Raw genomic sequence first — 19,830 nt, forward strand, 5'->3', positions numbered from 1 at the left:
GTGTTTCCTGTAAGTCAGTGAATTTCCGGCTTTCTCTATCATCGTTTCTATGAATTTTTCTTTCTGCGGTTTCTTTTTAGCAGTACGATACTTACTACAATCAGGAGGATAACCAGAACAGCCGCAGGTATTCCAACAAAGACCCAGACCGGAAGCTTCTTATTCATCTCAACCGGTTTCACAGTTACTACAGAATCTTTAGATTCTTCCATGCTGCCCTGCTTTCTGCCATCCGTCACATCCGTACCTGCCCCTGCGTCCGCTGCAGCCTGTACTACAGACTCATCCGATACCAGAACAGCAAACGGCGAAAGGGAAACCACCTCTGCTGACACCCGTGCGTTTGTTACCACAGTCTCGTACGCTTCCATTTTTTGATCCGCATAATGAAGAACATAAGCTTTTCGTCCCTCGTATTTCGGATCAACCCGGAAAGTGATCATTAATTTCCCCAGATATTCTTCCGTATCCAGCATAACCTCCTGGCAGCTTACCAGATCCATACCGTCCTCGGCTCTCTCCTTGAACATCTGGTATTCGTCACTCTCCATTGGTAAATCTGTGCAGAGAAGTCTCGTATCCTGCACCTTAAAATTTCCGACAATGCAGACCCGGACTTCGCCATCCCCCAGAGGCTTTACCATGTTTCTGGTTATTTTCAGCACACCGGGTTTTACCGAGACGTTATAATTTTCAGCACTTGCCTCCGCCATAATCGGATAGGTACCTGCCACGGTCTCCTGATCGGCCGCGCACTGATAGGTCACATATATATCAGCTTTGGTATCGTCACCAACCAGTGCATTTTCATAGACATTGAATTCAAACGTTTGATTCTCTTTTCCAAAAGAACGGATCTGATCTGCCACCGTGATCTCAATCTGCTTTTTCAGAACTCCGACAGGGGCTGTGGAATATGCTTCCTCATAATTCACCCTGTCTTCCGGAACAAAGACAATCCCGTAACCCTCGTTGTTTACACTTGGAAGTGTCATGGGATCTTTCCACTGGAAGCTGCCCGGGACATGCTTTCCCTTACATACCGCGGATGCGGTCAGATCCGACTCGCCCAGCTTCTGGCCGTACACCAGCGTGGAACCGCCCGCACTGGCTATCGTGGGCGCCGCTTTTTGCACCTTCAGAGGTATCTGCATCGTGCAGGCTTCATATCTGCTTCCGGGAGCGGGCGTAAACTGCGCCGCATAGGAGGATTGGGAAACACTGGGCACTGTATTTTCATTGACCCAGCTCCACGCCCCGCCTTTCACCGCCGGCAGCGGAATATCCGAAAGCCTCTGCTCCGGATCAAAGACTGTCTTGGGCATCTTCGGAACGGTAGGTATGTTCGTACGGACTGCTACCGCATACAGCCCGTTTAACATATCCGTCTCTATCGTTAAGTGTCCGTCTTTTACACCTGTCAAATCCACGGCCGCGGATGTACCGTCTGCAGTAGATATGGAATACAGCCGGATATTTTTTTCATCTGTCGTATCATAATATGGAAATTCGAGTTTTACCGCAACACCTGGAATATACTTTTCTGCGTTCCGCTGCGCACTGAGCTGATAGAGAACAAAGGGACCGCCCTGTACCTCGGGCTCCAATGCCTTATAAGCCGCTTCATATATGCTCCCCTCACTAAGTACTGCAGAGGTTAAAACCATATCCTGCGGAACGGCCCCCAGATCATCGGTCACTTTCACCTGCTCCGGGGTGGTCAGCACGGTATCCGATATGGAAAATTCCAGCTGATACTCCATACTCTTAGACCCGTCTGCATAGTCCAGATGAATCAACAGTCCCCGCTCAAATGCTTTCCTGGGAATGTCCTGGCCGGACTGGTACTGTGTCCCGTCCGCTGACAGGATCACGATCTTCTTTGGGTTACCCGTACGGCATTCCATCGTAAGCGCGATAGAGGAAGTATAGGAACTAAGTTCCACCTTGTTCGTGTCTGACAGATCCGGGTCACTGACTGACTGCCCGGACAGCCGTTTTCCCTCCGCGTCTTTCTCAGTTATGTTAAGCCTTAAGATTCCCAAGTCCGGTACCGTATCACTGTACACCTTGATGCAGGCGTTTCCCAGCTGCACCGGAACATCCTCCACCGTCGTCTGCCGTACCGCGTCCTGCCACTTATCATTCTCTGCCGACCAGTAATAGCTCTGCCCTTCCTGATAATCCAGCCGCACCAGATTCGATCCATCCACAGCAGCTTCCTGAAGATACTGATATTTACCGCCGCTTTCCGCAGACGCGACTACAGTAAAACTCTCTCCTGCTTTCACGGTGAATCCGCCGTTCTCCATCGGAATTGTATGGAAACCGGCATAGGGAATCATCATAGACTGATGATATACCTCCTGTCCGCTTTCCGGTACTCCATCTAACGCCGTCCGATAAACGGAGACATCCACCATCGTATCCGCCTCCAGCGTATATAGACCTACCGCTTTGATCATCTCATTACCGCGGGCAGTAAACTGATTGGCGAATTTCAGTTCCGCCGCATCGGTTAACATCAGCTCACCTGTTCCGACACCGTCGTATTGATAAATATTCTGATACACTTCTTCTTTGGGGCTGGAAGCATTTTCAGGGACTGCCTCGAACAGCGTATAATCACACAGGCTTCTGTCATAATAAGACAGATAAAAATACCCGTTCTGATCCGATTCCTGGCCGCGGCTGTTTTTGACAATCCAGGCTCCAGGCCCTTCCGGAAGACTTTTTCCGGTAAAATTTGTCTGTTTATAGCTGTCATCCCAGCCGACGATGGTAATCCCCTGATTTGCCTGCTCATCGCCCGGGTAGAAATAGGAACAGGTCTGTAAATTATAATATCCGGAATCCGCCCTCGCCTTTTGATCCTCATAATAGGAGGCCGCTACGGCACCGTTTTTCATAATACTCTTCTTAATTTCCGCAGCCGCAGCCATATCACAGGAGTAGGACGTTCCGGACCACACTGCCGTCTCCGGCAGGTAATAGGCGTTAGCCATATGAATGCGGGAAACCGTGGGGTCTGACACCGCAGCCAGCGGTTCTTCATAGGGAGCGTCTTTCTCCGCGGCCGCTCCATACCAGCGTGCCAGCGTTACCGCCGCCTGCTGCCTGCTGCCTCCAGCCGTAAAAGCATCTGCGGCATCCGCCGGAATCGTAAAAGTATCACCGCCCGCATAGGCGCTCTTATCTTCCGCATCGTTTTCCCCATGATAGGCGGACCATGCCAGATGCCGCTCCGACAGATCCACTTCAGAGGCCGCATCCGCCTTTTTCATCAGGTTGGATTCCAGGGAGGCGACCGCAGCAAATGTCCAGCCGGTGGAGGCGTCCTTTTGATCCTTTACCGATGTCACGTCACTTTGCCCCTGATCATCTCTCAAATCAAATACGGCCGGGATCTGCACTGCCTCCTTTGTCTCCTGCAGCTGAGGCATCGGACTTAGGATACTCTCATCTGTCAGCTGCATACGGATAGAACCGCTCTCCATGGCCGTAAGTCTGCCCTGTATCACCGGTTCACTGCTGATCTTATACTGGACGGACGGCTCCCCCAAAGCCGGCCGCGCCATTGTTATTGCCAATAAAAACGTCAAACCCAATGTGCCTATTTTTTTATAGTTTTGTCTTATCCCCATGTTCACCTTCACCTCTTACTGTCCAATTCTAAATTAAGAACCGCGTTCGCTGCGCTGCCATTCTCAGTTTAGAATTTTCTTAATCTCGTCCATAAAAGTGTTCACATCTTTGAATTCACGGTAAACGGATGCAAATCTGACATAGGCCACGGTATCCAGGTCTTTTAACTTGTCCATCACGATCTCACCAATCAGGCTGCTGTCGATCTCTCTGACTTCCTGGTTGAAGATATCGTTTTCCACCTCATCCACCAGATCGCTGATCTGCTTGGCGGATATCGGCCGTTTGTGGCAGGCCCGCAGTACGCCGGCTTCAATCTTTTTCCGGTCATACTGCTCCCTGTTGTTATCTTTCTTGATTACGATCAGCGGAATCGTCTCCACCTTTTCATAAGTGGTAAATCTCTTCCCGCATTCGTCACACTGCCTTCTTCTGCGGATTGCACTGTTGTCGTCTGCGGGTCTTGAATCGATCACCCTTGTATTCTCCTGATTACAAAATGGACACTTCATTCGCTCTCCTCCTCAAGTATACTATCACTTAACCGCAGGACTCTCCTGGCCGGAGCTTCCGATCTCCTGCAGGCTTTTATACATAAAAACAGCTGCCGCCGACAAATTCTCTTAAGATCGAATTCTTCGGTATATGTTCCGTCCCCACTCCGATAAAATAGTCCAGGAACTTAAGCAGGCGTTTTGCTTCCACATATTCTTCGTTTTCCCTGGGTATCCCGAACAGGATCGGCTGGGCATATTGTTTTAATACGGCAAGCTCATAGATGAGAGCCGAGTTAAACATGACATCCGCTTCCTCCTGATAAGGAAAAATATTCTCTTCTTCCCCTCTTCGTACTGAGGCCCACATATTGATGGTGGCATCCGCAGAGGTTCCTCTGGTCCTGTAATCTCTGACCAAACGGCGGATCAGACGGCCATCCGTGCTGGGTATCCGGTTGTGTTCATCGATGTTTAACTGGGTTAGCGCACTGATATAGATTTTGTATTTGCTGTCTCTTGGAAGTGTAGGCGACAGCAAATCATTCAAGCCGTGGATTCCCTCGATGACCAGAACATCCTCTGCGCCAAGCTGCAGCGTCCGGCCGCGGTATTCCCGCTTCCCGGTCTTAAAATTAAAAGCCGGAAGCTCTATCTGCCTGCCTTCCAGCAGATCGTTCATGTCCTGGTTAAACTGGCGGACATCCAGCGCTTCCAGGCATTCATAGTTCGGTTTGCCATCCGAATCCAGTGGTGTCTTATCACGGTTCAGGAAATAGTCGTCGATGGAAATCGGATGCGGAGTCAGGCCCTGGGCAGTCAGCTGTATGGACAGCCGATGGGCAAAGGTCGTTTTCCCGGAGGAGGACGGACCGGCGATCATCACGAACTTCTTCTCCGGCCGGGCACAGATCTCTTTCCCGATCTCGGACATCTTGTGCTCCTGCAGGGCTTCCTGCACGAGAATCAGATCATTGATTTCCCCTTTGGTGATCCGGTCGTTTAAACTTCCTACCGTTCCGATCTTTAACATCTCTCCCCATTTTTCCGACTCTTTGAGTACATGGAAAAGCTTCCCGTGAGGAGTGGCGGACGGCACCTGCTTCGGCGCATGCCTGGTCGGAAGCTGAAGGACGAAGCCCTCATCATACTGATACAGATCGAAATATTTCAGATAGCCGGTATCATTTACCATATATCCGTAATAATAGTCCTCGAATTCATTGATACTATAGATATTCACCTTGGAAACCATACGGTACCGGAACAGCCGTTCCTTGTCATACATCCCATGCATGCCAAACAGGCGGATCGCGTCATCCGTATTGACCGAGCGTTTCATGATGGGAATCTTGCGCTCCACCAGTTCTTGCATCCGCGCTTTCACCCGGTCCAGCAATTCCTGTGTCAGCCTGGTATCGGACTCCAGGGTACAGTAAAGCCCCGCCCCCAGAGAAAAATTCACCCGGACATTGCGCACCTGATCATGGCCGCAGACATCATACACCGCTTTGATCATCAGCAGCAGTACGCTTCTCTGGTAAGTCTTCATACCGCTGGAATCCCTGGCCGTAATAAATGACAGTTCACAGGGCTCTTTCAGCTGCTTGTGCAGTTCCCTCAACCGGTTATCCGCCATAACAAGCAGAATGTCATCCTCGAATTGAGGCTGATATTCCCTGGCAATATCCAGAAATGAAGTTTGCTGGGGATATTCCCTTTCTTCTCCGTTTATGGTAATTTTAATCAGTTCCTGTTCCATAAGTCTCACCTTCCAGATCCTTTCCTATATTCAGCACTAAGCCTAAACCACTTGAAACGGCTGGCAGACCGGCGCTTTTACGATCTCAACTGCCGGCATCTGTTCCCGCAGGAACCGTTCCATGTCCTCTATGAAAATATGTTCAATCCCGTAATGCCCGGCATCGATCACTGTCATTCCCTGGGAAACCGCGTCGATCCCCTCGTGATGATCAATATCTCCGGTAATCAATACCTCAACCTGCTCATTTAACGCAGCCTTGATCATACTCTTTCCGGATCCCGGAGCCACGGCCGCACAGGCCACTTCCCGGTTGAGGTCCCCGAATACTCTGACATTGGGCAGTCTGAACACTTCTTTAACATATGCGCAGCATTCCCGCACCGTCATTTTCCGCGGAAGAGTGCCGATCCGGCCAAAGCCCTGGCTCTCCCTGGACGCGCGGTTGATCTCACAGAATACCGGTTCCAGGACCCTGCACCCGGTCAGCTTCAGATATGCCGCGGCAAGCTCTGCCATACCGCATACATCATAATTCGTGTGCATCGCGTAATAAGACAGGTCCGCCTGGATCATGCGGATAATCCGCCGTCCGATAAAATCCTCCGTATTCACCTTTCGTATGGGGGAAAATATCATGGGATGATGGGTGATCAGCAGATCTGCCTTTGCAGCCACTGCCGCGTCTATAACAGACTCCGTGGCGTCCAGGCCGAGATAGATCCTATCCGCCTCTTTCTCGTAACTTCCGACCAGAAGCCCAGGGTTATCCCATTCACAGGCATACGCAACCGGATATCTGGCTTCAATCCGTTCACAGATTTCTTTACATTTCATAGGGTTTTCCTCTTACCTCATATTTCTATCCAAATACAGCCAGTGCTTCCCGCACCAAAGAGAGCTCCTGCTCCACTTCCTGAAGCCGTCTCTCTATTCCCTGCCGCTTAAGCTTCAGGCTCAGCTCCTCATACATCTTTTGTTCTTTCAGAAGATAAGCGTGCAGGACCGGATGCCTGTCGCGCAGCAGGCAGGGGCCGTATTGAAACCCTGCCGTACAGTATATGCCGTCCGCCTGGTCTATATTTCCTCTGACTGCTTTCATCATGGGATAATATTTGCCATCCTCCAGAACCATATCTTCCTGCACAATGTGAAATCCCTCGCTGTACACAAATCTGCGCACCGCTTCGATCTCCGACTGGGGCTGCAGAATCCATTCCCCCATGGCCTGGGCCACTGTTCGGCTCTGGGTGAGTATACGTATCGTAAGGGGGCCGCCCATGCCTGCGATGACACACGCATCCGCCTCCCCCTCTTTTATCTCTTTTAATCCATCTGACAAACGGGTTTTTATGTAATCCGTAAGCTGATGCATCCGGATATGCTCGTCTGCCCGTCGAAGCGGCCCGGCGTTCACGTCCAGCGCAATCGCCCGTGGAATCACTCCCCGCTCCACCAGTTCGATGGGGATGTATCCATGATCCGTACCGACATCCGCCAGTACGGTTCCGGGCGTTACCAGAGCGGCAACCGCCGATAATCGTTTTGACAACTGCATGAGTCCGCTCCTAGTCCAGATAATCTTTCAGCTTACGGCTGCGGCTGGGATGACGCAGTTTCCTGAGCGCTTTGGCTTCGATCTGCCGGATACGCTCCCTGGTCACATTGAACTCCTTGCCCACTTCCTCTAACGTTCTGGCCCGTCCGTCGTCCAGACCGAAACGAAGCCTTAACACCTTCTGCTCTCTCTCCGTAAGGGTTCCCAGCACCTCTACCAGCTGCTCTTTCAGCAGCGTAAACGCCGCGGCATCCGCCGGTACCGGTACATTATCATCCTGGATAAAATCGCCCAGATGGCTGTCCTCTTCCTCTCCGATGGGTGTTTCCAGGGATACCGGTTCCTGGGAAATCTTTAAGATCTCACGCACACGCTCCACCGGCATGTTCATCTCTTCGGCGATCTCTTCCGGGGTAGGTTCCCGTCCCAGTTCCTGCAAAAGCTGTCTGGAGACCCGGATCAGTTTGTTGATCGTCTCTACCATATGCACCGGGATACGAATGGTTCTGGCCTGGTCCGCGATGGCTCTTGTGATGGCCTGGCGGATCCACCAGGTCGCGTAGGTGCTGAACTTGTACCCTTTCCGGTAATCGAATTTTTCCACAGCCTTAATCAGACCTAAGTTTCCTTCCTGGATCAGGTCCAGGAACAGCATCCCGCGGCCCACATAGCGCTTCGCTATACTGACCACCAGACGTAAGTTGGCTTCGGCCAGGCGCTTCTTCGCGTCCTCATCCCCAATCTCCATCTTCTTCGCCAGTTCAATCTCTTCTTCCGCGCTTAAAAGGGGAACCTTACCGATCTCTTTTAAATACATACGCACCGGGTCCTCAATGCTGACGCCGTCGGGAACGGTCAGGTCGATGTCTTCTACTTCCACCTCGTCCTCTTCATCCAGAATGATATCGTCATCGTCCTCTGTGATGCGCAGTACATCAATGTTGTTGGCCTCCAGGAAATCCAGGATCTTATCGAACTGATCCGCATCCAGTTCCAAATCCCGGAAAAAATCATTGATCTCCTGATATTCCAGCACATTCTTTTTCTTTTTGGCAATCGCCAGCAGTTCCTGCAGGCGTTCTGAGAACTTCGCCATATTTTCTTCCATTTTAGTTCCATCCTTCCATAGCTTGTTAGTATTTTATCCTTAATCCCAGGAAATATGCAGTTTCTCCATGCGTTCCAGCATCCGCTTATCCTCAATGATCCTCTGAAGACCCGCGATATCCGTCAGATCCATGTGATCGGAACGGTTTTCGATGCTGTTACGCTTAATCCGGCACAGGGTTTCTTTCAGCGCTTTTTCTTTTTCTTCTTTTGTCTCCACATCTTTTAGCGTGGCATTAAACAGGGCGGCCACTTCCCGCTGTTCCTCGGGATCTTCAAACCGGTTGATGATCTGGGCGGGCTTTAGTTCCCCGCTCTCAAACTGGGCAAACAAAAGCTGCGCCACCGTCCGGTGCAGGGAATAGGTGAAATCCTCTGCGCCGACGTAGTCTTTCACCGTCCCAAACAGCCCGGGATCCTCGATCAGCCAGGTCAGAAGCAGTTTCTCCGAGGTGGACATGCCGCTTTCCTTACCCTTCGCTCTATCCGCCGTCTGCCTGGGGCGTTCCCTGGGCTTTACCGCCGATTTGCTTAATCCCATCTGGTTCACCAGCCTGCGCAGGTTCTCGTAGCCGACAGGATATTTTTTTGCCACCGCTTCTATATAGTTATTTCTTTCGATTTCTTCTGAAAATTCCAGCAGCTTCTCAGCTGCCGCCCGGTAAAATGCGGTCTTTCCCTCCGGGCTGTCCATATCATACTCATTCTCCATGACAGAAAGCTCGAACATAAAGCTGTTCTGCGCCTGGTCTATCCGCTCCTGAAAAGCTTCCGGCCCCAGATTCTTCATAAATTCATCCGGGTCTTTGTAGGGCCTCAAATTCAGGACCTTAGCTGTCAGTCCCGCTTCCTTTAACATCGGGATCGCCCGCATGGCAGCTTTGACTCCCGCGCCGTCACTGTCATAGACCAGCAGCACTTGCTGCGTATAGCGCTTCAAAAGGCTGGCATGCTGTGTGGTCAGCGCGGTTCCCAGGGAAGCCACCGCATTGGTAAACCCCGCCTGGTGCATGGCGATCACATCCATATATCCCTCGCAGATCAGCAGACTTGGCTTTCTGCTGGACTTGGCGATATCCAGTCCGTAGAGATTCCGGCTCTTATCAAAAATTCTGGTCTCCGGCGAATTCAGGTACTTGGGCTTCGCGTCCCCCATAACCCGGCCGCCGAAACCGATGACCCGATGGTTGACATCCATGATCGGAAACATGACCCGGTTCCAGAACTTATCGTGGGGCCCCTGCTTCTCATCGTAGGTCACCAGTCCGGATTCTTTCAGCTGTCCGTCGCTGTACCCCTTCTTTTTCAGATAGCGGTACAGATCATCCCGGTACATGGTGGAATATCCCAGGCCGAATCTGCGGATGGTCTCCTCCGTAAGCGCCCGCCCGGTCAGATAGTCGTGAGCGGCCTGTCCGCCTTTTTGGGACAGCTGGTAATAATAATACCTGGCTGCCTCTTTGTTGATCTCCAGGAGGGCGGTCCTCAAATCATTCTGTTTCTTCGCCTCGGGGGAGTATTCCTCCTGAGGCAGATCCACTCCTGCCCGCTGCGCCAGCACCCGCAGCGCTTCCGGGAACGTATAATTTTCATATTCCATTAAAAAAGTAAATACATTTCCTCCCGCTCCACAGCCAAAACAGTAATACATCTGTTTGGACGGGGTCACGGAAAAGGAAGGTGACTTCTCGTTGTGAAAAGGACACAGCCCGAAATAGGTGCTGCCTCTTCGCTGCAATTTCACATATCCGGAAATGACATCCACGATATCATTTTTCATCCGCACCTCTTCGATCAATTCATCTGAAAAATACATCTAATACACCTGCCAGGAACTGGGAATATAAAATTCGGTAAACTTCGCGATCGCGAACTGATCTGTCATCCCAGCAATATAGTCACACACCACCCGATCCAGCCCGCACTGTGCGCTCAACATCTTCGTGAACTGCTCCGGCAGCAAATCCGGGTGTTCCATATAATACATAAACAGGCCCTCTAACATATTGACGGCCTTCTTTTCTTCTCCTTTGGCCCGCGGGTTTGTATACACGTGGGTAAACATAAACTGGCGAAGCTCCTTCATCGCCTTTTCCACTTCGGGCGACATGCGGATATCCGGGATATCTTCGCTGTTTATAATCATATCGTGAATCAGCGTATTCAGACGCTCCCTGGTCGTAAATCCCAGGGTCTTCCGATATTCCAGGGGAATATCCTCCTCGGTAAGTATCCCGCCCCGGATGGCATCGTCAATATCATGATTAATATAGGCGATCTTATCCGAGAGTCTCACTACTTTTCCTTCCAGCGTATGGGGACTGCCGGCCGTGCGGTGGTTCAATATCCCGTCCCTGACCTCCACAGTCAGATTCAGGCCAACTCCCTGCTTCTCCAGCACTTCCACGATCCTCACGCTCTGTTCAAAATGGGTAAAGCCGCTGCTGCACAGCCGGTCCAGCACCGATTCCCCCACATGGCCGAAGGGCGTATGCCCCAGATCATGTCCCAGCGCCACCGCTTCCGTCAGATCCTCATTCAGGCGCAGCGCCTTGGCGATGGTTCTGGCGATCTGCGACACCTCCAGCGTATGGGTCAGGCGCGTCCGGTAGTGATCTCCCTGGGGAGTCAGAAAGACCTGGGTTTTATGCTTCAGCCTCCGAAATGATTTGCAATGCAGAATCCGGTCCCGGTCCCGCTGATATACGGGCCTTATGTCACAGGGAGGTTCTTCCCTGTCCCGCCCTTTGGAATTCCTGCTCAAAGAGGCATAGGGGCTCAAAAACTCCGTTTCCCATTGTTCCATTTTCTCACGTATCGTCAAGCGTAACACCATCCTTTGGATTTCCGCACCGATAAACTATTCCCTAATAGATATATTCTGCAAAAATCTTCAAAATCCTTTTTTTGTTTGTAAAAATTTTGGATTTAATTTTGGAAAGGGACGGAGCGTGCCGGGACGGGGACTGGATGGGGGCGGGGGGCTTTCGTTACGGGCGTCAGATCGCTTCGGCCAGGCCTAAGAACGGGTAGCTCCGATGTTGGGAGAACCTCTTATTGGCAGGGTCTGGAACAAACTCGCCAAATAACGGCTCGGACAGTGTTCCAGGCCCTGCGAGGTTCTCCCAGCATCTGCGCAACCCGTTCTAAGACCTGGCCTCAAGCGATCTGACGCCCGTAACGAAAGTCCCCCGCCCCCATCCAGTCCCCGCCCCGGCACGCTCCTGTTTGGTGATTGACAGAGAATAACGGCGACGGTCCAGAATTAGGCTGGATTCTTCTGGGTAAAAGATACTGTTTAGGCTGTTTCAGACGGCGTTCTATCTTCCATCCGCCGATACAGTTCCTAAAAAACCTCTAATTTTACATCCGGAAAAAAGTCCAGATAACTAACTTATTTAGATTCCTTTATCCTTGTCAGAAAATCAGACAAACTCAATGATTGCTATAATTTATCAAACAAATTCTATGCAAGGAAAAAATCCATCTACAAGCTCATCCCACTGAACATGGCAGCCGGCCCTTACCAAAGCAGGGGGAGAGAGGAGGTGCGGAGCCTGCGCGGACGGGGCGGCAAACAGCGGGGAGCCAAATCGCTTGAGGCCGGACCTTAGAACGGGTTACGCAGAAGAGGACGAAACCTCGCAGGAGCCGGGGCACTGTTTGAGCCGTTTTATGGCGAGTTTGCCCCGGCTCCTGCGAATCAGAGGTTTCGTCCTCTTCGGAGTTATCCGTTCTTAGGTCCGGCCGAAGCGATTTGGCTCCCCGCTGTTTGCCGCCCCGCCCGCGCAGGTTCCGCGCCTTCTCTCTCCCCCGGCCCCCGGCCCCCCTATTCTTTCACAATCAGCGGAGCAAACTGGAACGTCGTACAGTCCACTAATCCCCTGTTCGTCAGCCTCAGTTCCGGCAGGCAGGCAAGCGGGATTAACGCCATCGTCATAAAGGGGGAAGGCATCTGGCAGCCGATTGTTTTCCAGGCTTCTTCCAGTTCGGCTACAAGCGCTGCCACCTCTTCCACCGGTTTGTCGTTCATCAGCCCGGCGATCGGAAGCGGGGTGCAGCCCAGGACTTTTCCGTTCTGTACGGCGGTCATGCCTCCTCCGCACCGGATCAGTGTGTTGGCGGCCAGGGCCATGTCTTCGTCGTTGGTGCCGACCACTAACAGGTTATGGGCATCGTGGGCTACCGTGCTGGCCATGGCTCCGCATTGGATGCCAAAGCCTTTGACGAACCCGGCTCCGAATTTACCGGTCTCGTGGTGGCGTTCGAATACGAAGGTCTTCAGGATATCCTGTGTGGTATCACTTTCCAGCTTTCCATCTGTCACCGGCAGTTTTACATGGCGCTCGTAATCTCCTACTCTGGCCGGGATGACTTCGATCACGCGGACGGTGACGCTGTCCTGATCTGTGTCAGCCTGAATCCGGAAGCTTTCCGGGGTGATTTCGTCCCGGACATGCATGGAATGCTGTGCCCAGTCGGGATAGGTGTAGGGCGGGATCGGCACGCACATCTGGCCGTTTTGTGCTGCCACGCTGCCGTCGATTAACACACGGGTTACTTCCATGTGCTCCAGGTCTTTTAAGAATACGATATCGGCACATTTTCCAGGAGTGATGCTGCCCAGCTCATGATCCATCTGGTAGCACTGGGCTGTATTGATCGTCACCATCTGTATCGCGGTGATGGGGTCAATGCCTTCTTCCAGGGCACGGCGCAGCAGGTAGTCCAGATGTCCCTGTGAGGTCAGGGTATGGGGATGTGTGTCGTCGGAGATCAGGCAGACAAAGCGGGTGTCCACTTTGTGCTGTGTGATGGCTTTGGACACTTCGTGGAGATCGTGCCAGGCGCTTCCCTCTCTTAATTGGGCGTACATGCCCAGCCGCATCTTAGCCAGGGCATCTTCGGCACGGGTGGACTCGTGGCAGCAACGGATTCCGCTGGCTATGTAGGCGTTCAGTCCCGGACCGGTTTCCGGCATGGAGTAGTGTCCGGTCACTGTTTTTCCTGCTTTGAGGGTTTCCCCCACGATGCCGTGGGCGTGATCGGTTCCGGAGAGGATACCCGGGAAGTTCATCATTTCTCCCAATCCTACGATGTGATCCCACTCCATCGTCTTAGCTACATCTGAGGGACCTACGAAGCTGCCGGTGTCCTCAAAGCCGGGAACCGCCGGTACGCAGGACGGTGTTACAAACATGGTTTTCAGCGGCGTGCGCTTGGAATCTTCGATCATGCATTCAACACCCGGCAGCCCCAAGACATTACAGATCTCGTGAGGGTCCGGATAGATGCCCGTAGTCCCATGGGGAACGACCGCGCGCGCGTATTCTCCGACACTCAGCATCGAGGATTCGATATGAATATGGCCGTCCAAAAATCCAGGGGCTATGTACTGGCCTTCGGCGTCAATCACCTCCGTCTGGGGCCCGATACAATGCTCCGCATCCCCCACTAAGGCAATGCGGCCTTTTGCGATGGCGACGCTGATATTTTCCTGAATTTCTGCAGTGCATACATTTACCAGTTTCGCGTTGATGATGACAATCTCGGCCGGAAGGCTTCCTCCCGCCACTGCCGCCAGGGTCTGGCCAGCCTCCCAGAGGGGAGTTTTACAAAAATGATTCTGCATAGTGTGACTCCTTTCCTTTGTTGATATTTGTTATTATTTTCCCGTCTTTATCTGCAGATATCGAAAATGAATTCCGACATCTGGTCAATGGCATCGTAGGCGGCCTTAAAGGGCGCCATCTGGAAAACATGCCACATGCCTTTATAGAGATCCAGCCTTACCTGTACATGATATTTCTGCATCTGCCTTTGCAGATTCACGGAATCGGACAGCAGGATCTCATTGTTTCCCACCTGGATATAGGTGGGAGGAAAGCCTTCGAAGTCCGCGAATAACGGAGAGATAAACGGATTCGTCAGCTCCTGGTCCACGGCGTAATCAAGGATCGCCTTGTCCAGATATTCTTCGGAGAGTATGGGGTCGATCTCCACCTTACTTTGATGGGATTTTCCGCTTTTGGTCAGATCCGTCCATGGGGAGAACAGGATCAGGCCCCTCGGCAGGATACGGCCCTGTTCCTTTAATTTCAGCACCAGGGTCAGCGCCAGGTTTCCTCCGGCTGAGTCCCCGGCGACGATGACGTCCCGGGCTCCATATCCGAAGTGCATCAGATAGTCCCAGGCTTTTATGGCGTCCTGCAGAGCGCATGGAAACGGGGATTCCGGCGCCAGCCGGTAATCAAAGCTTAAGACATCCATGGACGTGGTGCAGGCCAGTTTGTTCGTGATGCTGCGGGCATATCGGAAGCTTCCGGTGTTGTAGCCGCCGCCATGACAGTATAGAATTACATATTTCTTAATATGGCGCCGGTCGACACTGACCCACTCGGCGGGAATATGGTCGATTTCAAAGGTTTCATATTTCATTTCCTTGCTTTTTGTAAAAAGGCCGCTGAGATTTTCCTGGGATGCCCGCTGTTTTTCTATATCGTCACTCTCAACCAGGGTATGCATCCGTCTAATCGCTTTCATTAAATTTTGGTTTCTCTTTGTCGTCTTCTCCATGGTTCCTCCTGCTAAGCTGCTCACTCGAACTTTGCCCGGAAATTATTACTTTTTTTATAGCTATGAGCACTTAGCGGCTGTTCTTTAGCCGCTTACGTGCGATGCATGAAAAATAGTCAGCGAGGTTTTTTCGAGCGCTACTATTTTTTATAGCTATGAGTACTTAGTGTATGGTACGATTCAATCGGGATATATTATTTTATCATACCATACATGCATCGTCCAATGAATTCTCTGACTGTTCCGCTATATTTATAAGACGGTTCTGCTATGTTTTCATTGCGCAATTGGGAAAGTGCTTTTATAATTATATTATGGAAAAAATAAACAAAAACCGAAAAACATGGTATAAACTGGATCTCTCCGCCAATGTCTACCCCACGCTGCAGAGGAAAAACTTTTCCAGTGTCTATCGCATCAGCGTGCTGTTGAAAGAGGAAGTAGATCCTGATCTGCTGCAAAGAGCGGTGGACCTTACTCTCCCGCGGTTTCCGGCCTTTAAAGCGGCCCTCCGCAAGGGTGTGTTCTGGCGTTATCTGGAGCCTAATAACAGGCCCGGGCCTTTTGTGCAACCGGATATCGTCAATCCGTGTATGCCCATGACTTTCAAGGCTAACAACCGGTATCTGATCCGGATTTATTATTATCACCGGAAGATCTCACTGGAAATGTTCCATTCCCTGTCCGATGGCAACGGGGCGCTCTACCTGCTGCGAACGATCACCGCGGTGTATCTGAGACTGAAAGGATATCATATTCCCAATGGCAGCGGGGTGCTTGATATCGAGGAAGATCCGGATCCGGAGGAGATGGAGGACGCTTATCTGCGCTATGCCTCTTCCAAAGTCAAGCCTCCCCGAAGCCAGGAGCGGGCGTATCTGATTCGCGGGACAAAAGAACCGTTTTATACGCTGAATATCATAAACGGAATCCTGCCGGTAGACCGTATTCTCCAGGTCTCCAGGAATTACCGGGTATCCGTGACGGAATATCTGAATGCCGTCCTGATCTTCGCGCTTCTGGAAAAGCAGAAAACATCCCATGTATTTGTGGAAAAACCGATTAAGCTGGCCATGCCGGTCAACCTGCGCCGTTTTTTCCCATCGGGAACGCTCCGCAATTTTATTTCAATGGTTTATCCGTCCGTGGATCCGCGGATGGGGGATTATAGTTTTGAAGAGGTTCTGACCCAGGTACATCATTATATGCGCTATTATATCAACGATAAATTTTTGAATGCGGATATCACAACCAATGCTTCGACACAACAAAATCTGTTGATCCGGATTATTCCGCTGTTTTTAAAAGACCTGATCGTGAAGCAGTTCTATATACGTGTACAGGACCGTCAGTCCACAGCCGGCCTTACTAATCTGGGTGTCGTGGATACGCCGGAGGAGATGCGGGAGTATATCGAGCGGTTTGATGTGCTGATGGGACAACCATTCTCGGCAAGAACCAACTGCGCCATTATGAGTTATGGAAATATTTTAAGCATCAGCTTTGCCAGCAGTATCGTGGAAGCAGATGTGGAACGCCTGTTCTTCAGAAAGCTGGTGCAGGACGGTATTCCTGTTAAAATAGAGAGCAATCGGAAAGTGGAGGGATGATCAATGTCCTATTGTGTAAATTGCGGCGTGGAGCTTCATAAAACCTGTGAAGTCTGTCCGCTGTGCAATACCAGGGTAGTCAATCCGAACAGTGCTGTGGACCTGGCTTCCCCAAAACCTTTTCCTTCCGTTAAGGGCGTTGCCGGCCCGGTAAGGCGAAGTGATGTTACCATTCTGATGACGGTAATTCTGGCCACCACAGCTGTGGTCTGCGGCCTTTTGAATCTTTTCTTTTTTACCACCAGTATGTGGTCCCTCTATGTGATCGGGGGCTGTATCGTATTATGGGTGTTTTTTCTTCCCCTATTCTTTTCCCGGACAGTTCATCCATATATCAGCCTGCTGCTGGACGGGCTGAGTATCGCCATGTACTTTGGAATCATCTCGTATATGCATCCGGGCAACGGCTGGTATTTTTCCATCGCCGTCCCAATCATTCTGGTCACTACCGCTTTGATCGTCATATTTGCATTTTGTATCCGGCACCTGCACACTTCTATCCTGTCCACGGCAGCTGTTATTATAGGGGAAATCGGCGTACTGGCCGTCTGCATTGAGCTGCTGATCCGGAATTTTGAGGGGGAAGGGCTGTCTTTGTCCTGGTCGGCTGTGGTAATGACCTGCTGTATCATCATGGATGTGGCGCTTATCACGATAATCCGGCGGAGCAGACTCCGGGAGGAGGTACGACGGAGGATGCATATTTGAGTTGTTCTGGGGATTTTGGGGGTCATCTGAAAATTATTCGGTATGAAAGGAAGAAAGGAGCAGCCCTTTGTGTCGGACCGCTCCTGTTTTTATTATGAAAAATCAATGATGGAACAAACGGATTCCGGTGAATGCCATTGCCATACCGTATTTGTCACAGCATTCGATCACTGCGTCATCTCTTACGGAACCGCCGGGCTGAACGATGTATTTTACACCGCTCTTGTGCGCACGTTCGATATTATCGGAGAATGGGAAGAAGGCGTCGGAACCAAGGGTTACGTTCTGGAGCTGATTTAGCCATTCTCTTTTTTCTTCCCTGGTGAATTCTGCCGGCTTCACTTTAAAGATCTTTTCCCATGCGCCATCCGCCAATACGTCCATGCACTCGTCGCTTATATAGACATCGATGGCATTGTCCCTGTCGGCCCGGCCCAGTTTATCGATGAACTGAAGGCTCAGCACCTGGGGGGACTGGCGGAGGAACCAGTTATCTGCCTTGGAACCGGCCAGACGCGTACAGTGGATTCTGGACTGCTGGCCTGCACCGATACCGACCGCCTGCCCGTTCTTAACGTAACATACGGAATTGGACTGGGTATATTTCAGAGTGATCAGCGCGATTTTCATATCGATCATGGCGGATTCCGGGATGTTTTTATTTACCGTTACCACATTGGATAGCAGTTCGTCATCTGCCTTTAATTCATTGCGGCCCTGCTCGAAGGTTACTCCATATACTTCCTTATGCTCGATCGGAGCGGGTATGTAGGAGGGGGCGATCTGAATAATATTATAGCCGCCCTTTTTCTTCTGTTTCAGGATTTCCAGTGCTTCATCGGTATATCCGGGGGCGATCACTCCGTCGGATACTTCTCTTTTGATTAATCTCGCGGTATCCGCGTCACAGATATCGGAAAGTGAAATAAAGTCACCAAAGGAGGACATTCTGTCCGCCCCCCTCGCCCGGGCATAAGCGCAGGCCAGCGCGGAAAGCTCTCCCAGATCATCTACCCAATAAATCTTTGCCAGGGTGTCCGTCAGAGGAAGGCCGACTGCTGCTCCGGCCGGTGATACGTGTTTGAAGGAAGCCGCCGCCGGAAGGCCGGTGGCTTCTTTTAATTCTTTTACCAGCTGCCAGCCGTTCATGGCGTCCAGGAAGTTGATGTAGCCGGGTTTGCCGTTTAAGACGGTTACCGGAAGTTCGCTTCCGTCCTCCATGTAGATGCGGGACGGCTTCTGGTTCGGGTTACATCCGTATTTTAATTGTATTTCGTTCATACTCTTCTCTCCGTTTCTTTTTTCATTCCCATTTGGGGACATGTCCATTTCAGTTTGGGACATGTCCATTTCGTCTTTTTGCCATTTTGGACATGTCCCAAACTGAAATGGACATGTCCCCTTTTGATCAGCGGTTCTTGTTTACGATTCTGGTCTCGTAGCTGCCGCTTTGGATGTCTATGTAACGGACAAAGAGGGAAACCTTGTTGTCCCCGTTAAGGCTGTTCCAGATTTTATCGGTAAAGCTGTCGATATCACCATCGATGGTGATTCGCTTCGGCTCACCCTCGAAGCTGGGCAGCGGATCGCCGTCATGCATGTAGGTGTGAATGAAATGTCCCTCTCCTGCTGCTGGATTTTCATAAGCAAAGGTATAGCGTTGGCAGGAATCCGGATTTCCGTTGCTGCTTTTCAGGATGGAGAGTGCGTAATTGTAGCTGCCTTTCTCCACGTGCAGGATACCGGATATTCTGGGGGTGTAGTTGGGGGAATCCGGCTCGAACTCACGGGTTCTTAGGGATTGCTCGAAGGTCATCTGTCTGTCCATTCCTTCGTATATGGTATCGGTCTGGTCGCCGTTGGTGACAATGGTCTTGTTGCCCAATACGCGGACCGGCGCATATATAATCAGGCTGGGGTCCGATAATTTGGAAGGGTCAAAGGCCTCCGTGCGGATGCCCTGCGCTTCTTCCACAAAAACGCGGTTGCGGCTGTTGACACTTCTGCCCATGATGAAGTAGGCAGTCACCGCTTTCGTGCCGTCGGCACTTTTGCCAATCACGATCCCTCTGCCGGGATACGCGTTGTTTGCTAATTCTTCTTCCAGTGATAACTTGTTCATTTGACTTTTCCTCCAATTAGAAATGTAGATGAATAGGCTTCGGTTCACCAGAGTCCGGCGTTCTGCTGTTTCATGTCCACCTTGTTTTCGTATATGGGAACGCAAAAAACCGCCTGGTTACTTCGTACAGTACCCAGGCGGTCGGCTCTTCTTCGGTAACGTGCTCCCTGTGGTTAACTCCACTGATCCGCCAGTCGCACGTACATTTTTACTATACAGGATCCGACAAAAAATAGCAAGCCATTTTT

14 protein-coding genes and 1 riboswitch are annotated in these 19,830 nt (G+C 51.2%); of the genes, 2 read left to right on the top strand and 12 right to left on the bottom strand.

The annotated features are described in order from the left end of the window. Nucleotides 1-47 precede the first annotated feature (47 nt). The 10 genes from KTH90_RS14915 to KTH90_RS14960 all read right to left on the bottom strand — a co-directional run bounded on the left by KTH90_RS14915 (nt 48) and on the right by KTH90_RS14960 (nt 15,142). Entirely contained in the window at nt 48-3,644 is a 3,597-nt protein-coding gene (locus KTH90_RS14915; protein ID WP_158354033.1) for a C1 family peptidase, read from the bottom strand. A 63-nt stretch (nt 3,645-3,707) separates the two neighbouring features. After that, nucleotides 3,708-4,157 (bottom strand): transcriptional regulator NrdR, encoded by a 450-nt coding sequence (gene nrdR, locus KTH90_RS14920; RefSeq protein WP_158354034.1) that lies wholly within the window; start codon nt 4,155-4,157, stop codon nt 3,708-3,710. 76 nt (nt 4,158-4,233) lie between these two features. Next, on the bottom strand, nt 4,234-5,901 hold the full coding sequence (locus tag KTH90_RS14925; RefSeq protein ID WP_158354035.1) for a nucleoside kinase: 1,668 nt from the start codon (nt 5,899-5,901) through the stop codon (nt 4,234-4,236). A gap of 42 nt (nt 5,902-5,943) precedes the next feature. Continuing rightward, the gene (locus tag KTH90_RS14930) at nt 5,944-6,738 is read right to left on the bottom strand and encodes a Nif3-like dinuclear metal center hexameric protein (protein WP_158354036.1); all 795 of its coding nucleotides are present in this window, start codon (nt 6,736-6,738) and stop codon (nt 5,944-5,946) included. Nucleotides 6,739-6,763: 25 nt separating this feature from the next. After that, nucleotides 6,764-7,459 (bottom strand): tRNA (adenine(22)-N(1))-methyltransferase, encoded by a 696-nt coding sequence (locus KTH90_RS14935; RefSeq protein ID WP_158354037.1) that lies wholly within the window; start codon nt 7,457-7,459, stop codon nt 6,764-6,766. 10 nt (nt 7,460-7,469) lie between these two features. Further along, nucleotides 7,470-8,567, bottom strand: a complete 1,098-nt coding sequence (gene rpoD, locus KTH90_RS14940) for an RNA polymerase sigma factor RpoD (RefSeq protein WP_158354038.1) — start codon at nt 8,565-8,567, stop codon at nt 7,470-7,472. Between the two features lie 39 nt (nt 8,568-8,606). Then, on the bottom strand, nt 8,607-10,382 hold the full coding sequence (gene dnaG, locus KTH90_RS14945) for a DNA primase (RefSeq protein WP_158354039.1): 1,776 nt from the start codon (nt 10,380-10,382) through the stop codon (nt 8,607-8,609). After that, complete coding sequence (locus tag KTH90_RS14950; protein ID WP_158354040.1) at nt 10,383-11,390, bottom strand: deoxyguanosinetriphosphate triphosphohydrolase; 1,008 nt, start codon at nt 11,388-11,390, stop codon at nt 10,383-10,385. Nucleotides 11,391-12,395: 1,005 nt separating this feature from the next. Then, nucleotides 12,396-14,198 (bottom strand): adenine deaminase, encoded by a 1,803-nt coding sequence (gene ade / locus KTH90_RS14955; protein ID WP_158354041.1) that lies wholly within the window; start codon nt 14,196-14,198, stop codon nt 12,396-12,398. Between the two features lie 47 nt (nt 14,199-14,245). After that, entirely contained in the window at nt 14,246-15,142 is an 897-nt protein-coding gene (locus KTH90_RS14960) for an alpha/beta hydrolase (RefSeq protein WP_158354042.1), read from the bottom strand. 314 nt (nt 15,143-15,456) lie between these two features. On the opposite strand from KTH90_RS14960, the gene KTH90_RS14965 reads away from it, so the two are divergent. After that, nucleotides 15,457-16,752 carry a condensation domain-containing protein gene (locus KTH90_RS14965; RefSeq protein ID WP_158354043.1) on the top strand — a complete coding sequence of 432 codons (1,296 nt, stop codon included), beginning with the start codon at nt 15,457-15,459 and terminating at the stop codon, nt 16,750-16,752. A gap of 3 nt (nt 16,753-16,755) precedes the next feature. Further along, on the top strand, nt 16,756-17,460 hold the full coding sequence (locus KTH90_RS14970) for a DUF6320 domain-containing protein (protein WP_158354044.1): 705 nt from the start codon (nt 16,756-16,758) through the stop codon (nt 17,458-17,460). A 102-nt stretch (nt 17,461-17,562) separates the two neighbouring features. Here the strand turns inward: KTH90_RS14970 and KTH90_RS14975 are convergent, their stop codons facing one another. Both KTH90_RS14975 and KTH90_RS14980 read right to left on the bottom strand, forming a co-directional pair. Beyond that, the gene (locus tag KTH90_RS14975; RefSeq protein WP_158354045.1) at nt 17,563-18,741 is read right to left on the bottom strand and encodes a phosphoribosylaminoimidazolecarboxamide formyltransferase; all 1,179 of its coding nucleotides are present in this window, start codon (nt 18,739-18,741) and stop codon (nt 17,563-17,565) included. A gap of 127 nt (nt 18,742-18,868) precedes the next feature. Then, a complete protein-coding gene (locus KTH90_RS14980; RefSeq protein WP_158354046.1) occupies nt 18,869-19,582 on the bottom strand; it encodes an IMP cyclohydrolase in 714 nt (237 codons plus the stop codon). A gap of 124 nt (nt 19,583-19,706) precedes the next feature. Then, nucleotides 19,707-19,790, bottom strand: a riboswitch (ZMP/ZTP riboswitch). Between the last annotated feature and the right edge of the window lie 40 nt (nt 19,791-19,830).

This window comes from Diplocloster modestus (assembly GCF_019042245.1).
Lineage (GTDB): Bacteria > Bacillota > Clostridia > Lachnospirales > Lachnospiraceae > Diplocloster > Diplocloster modestus.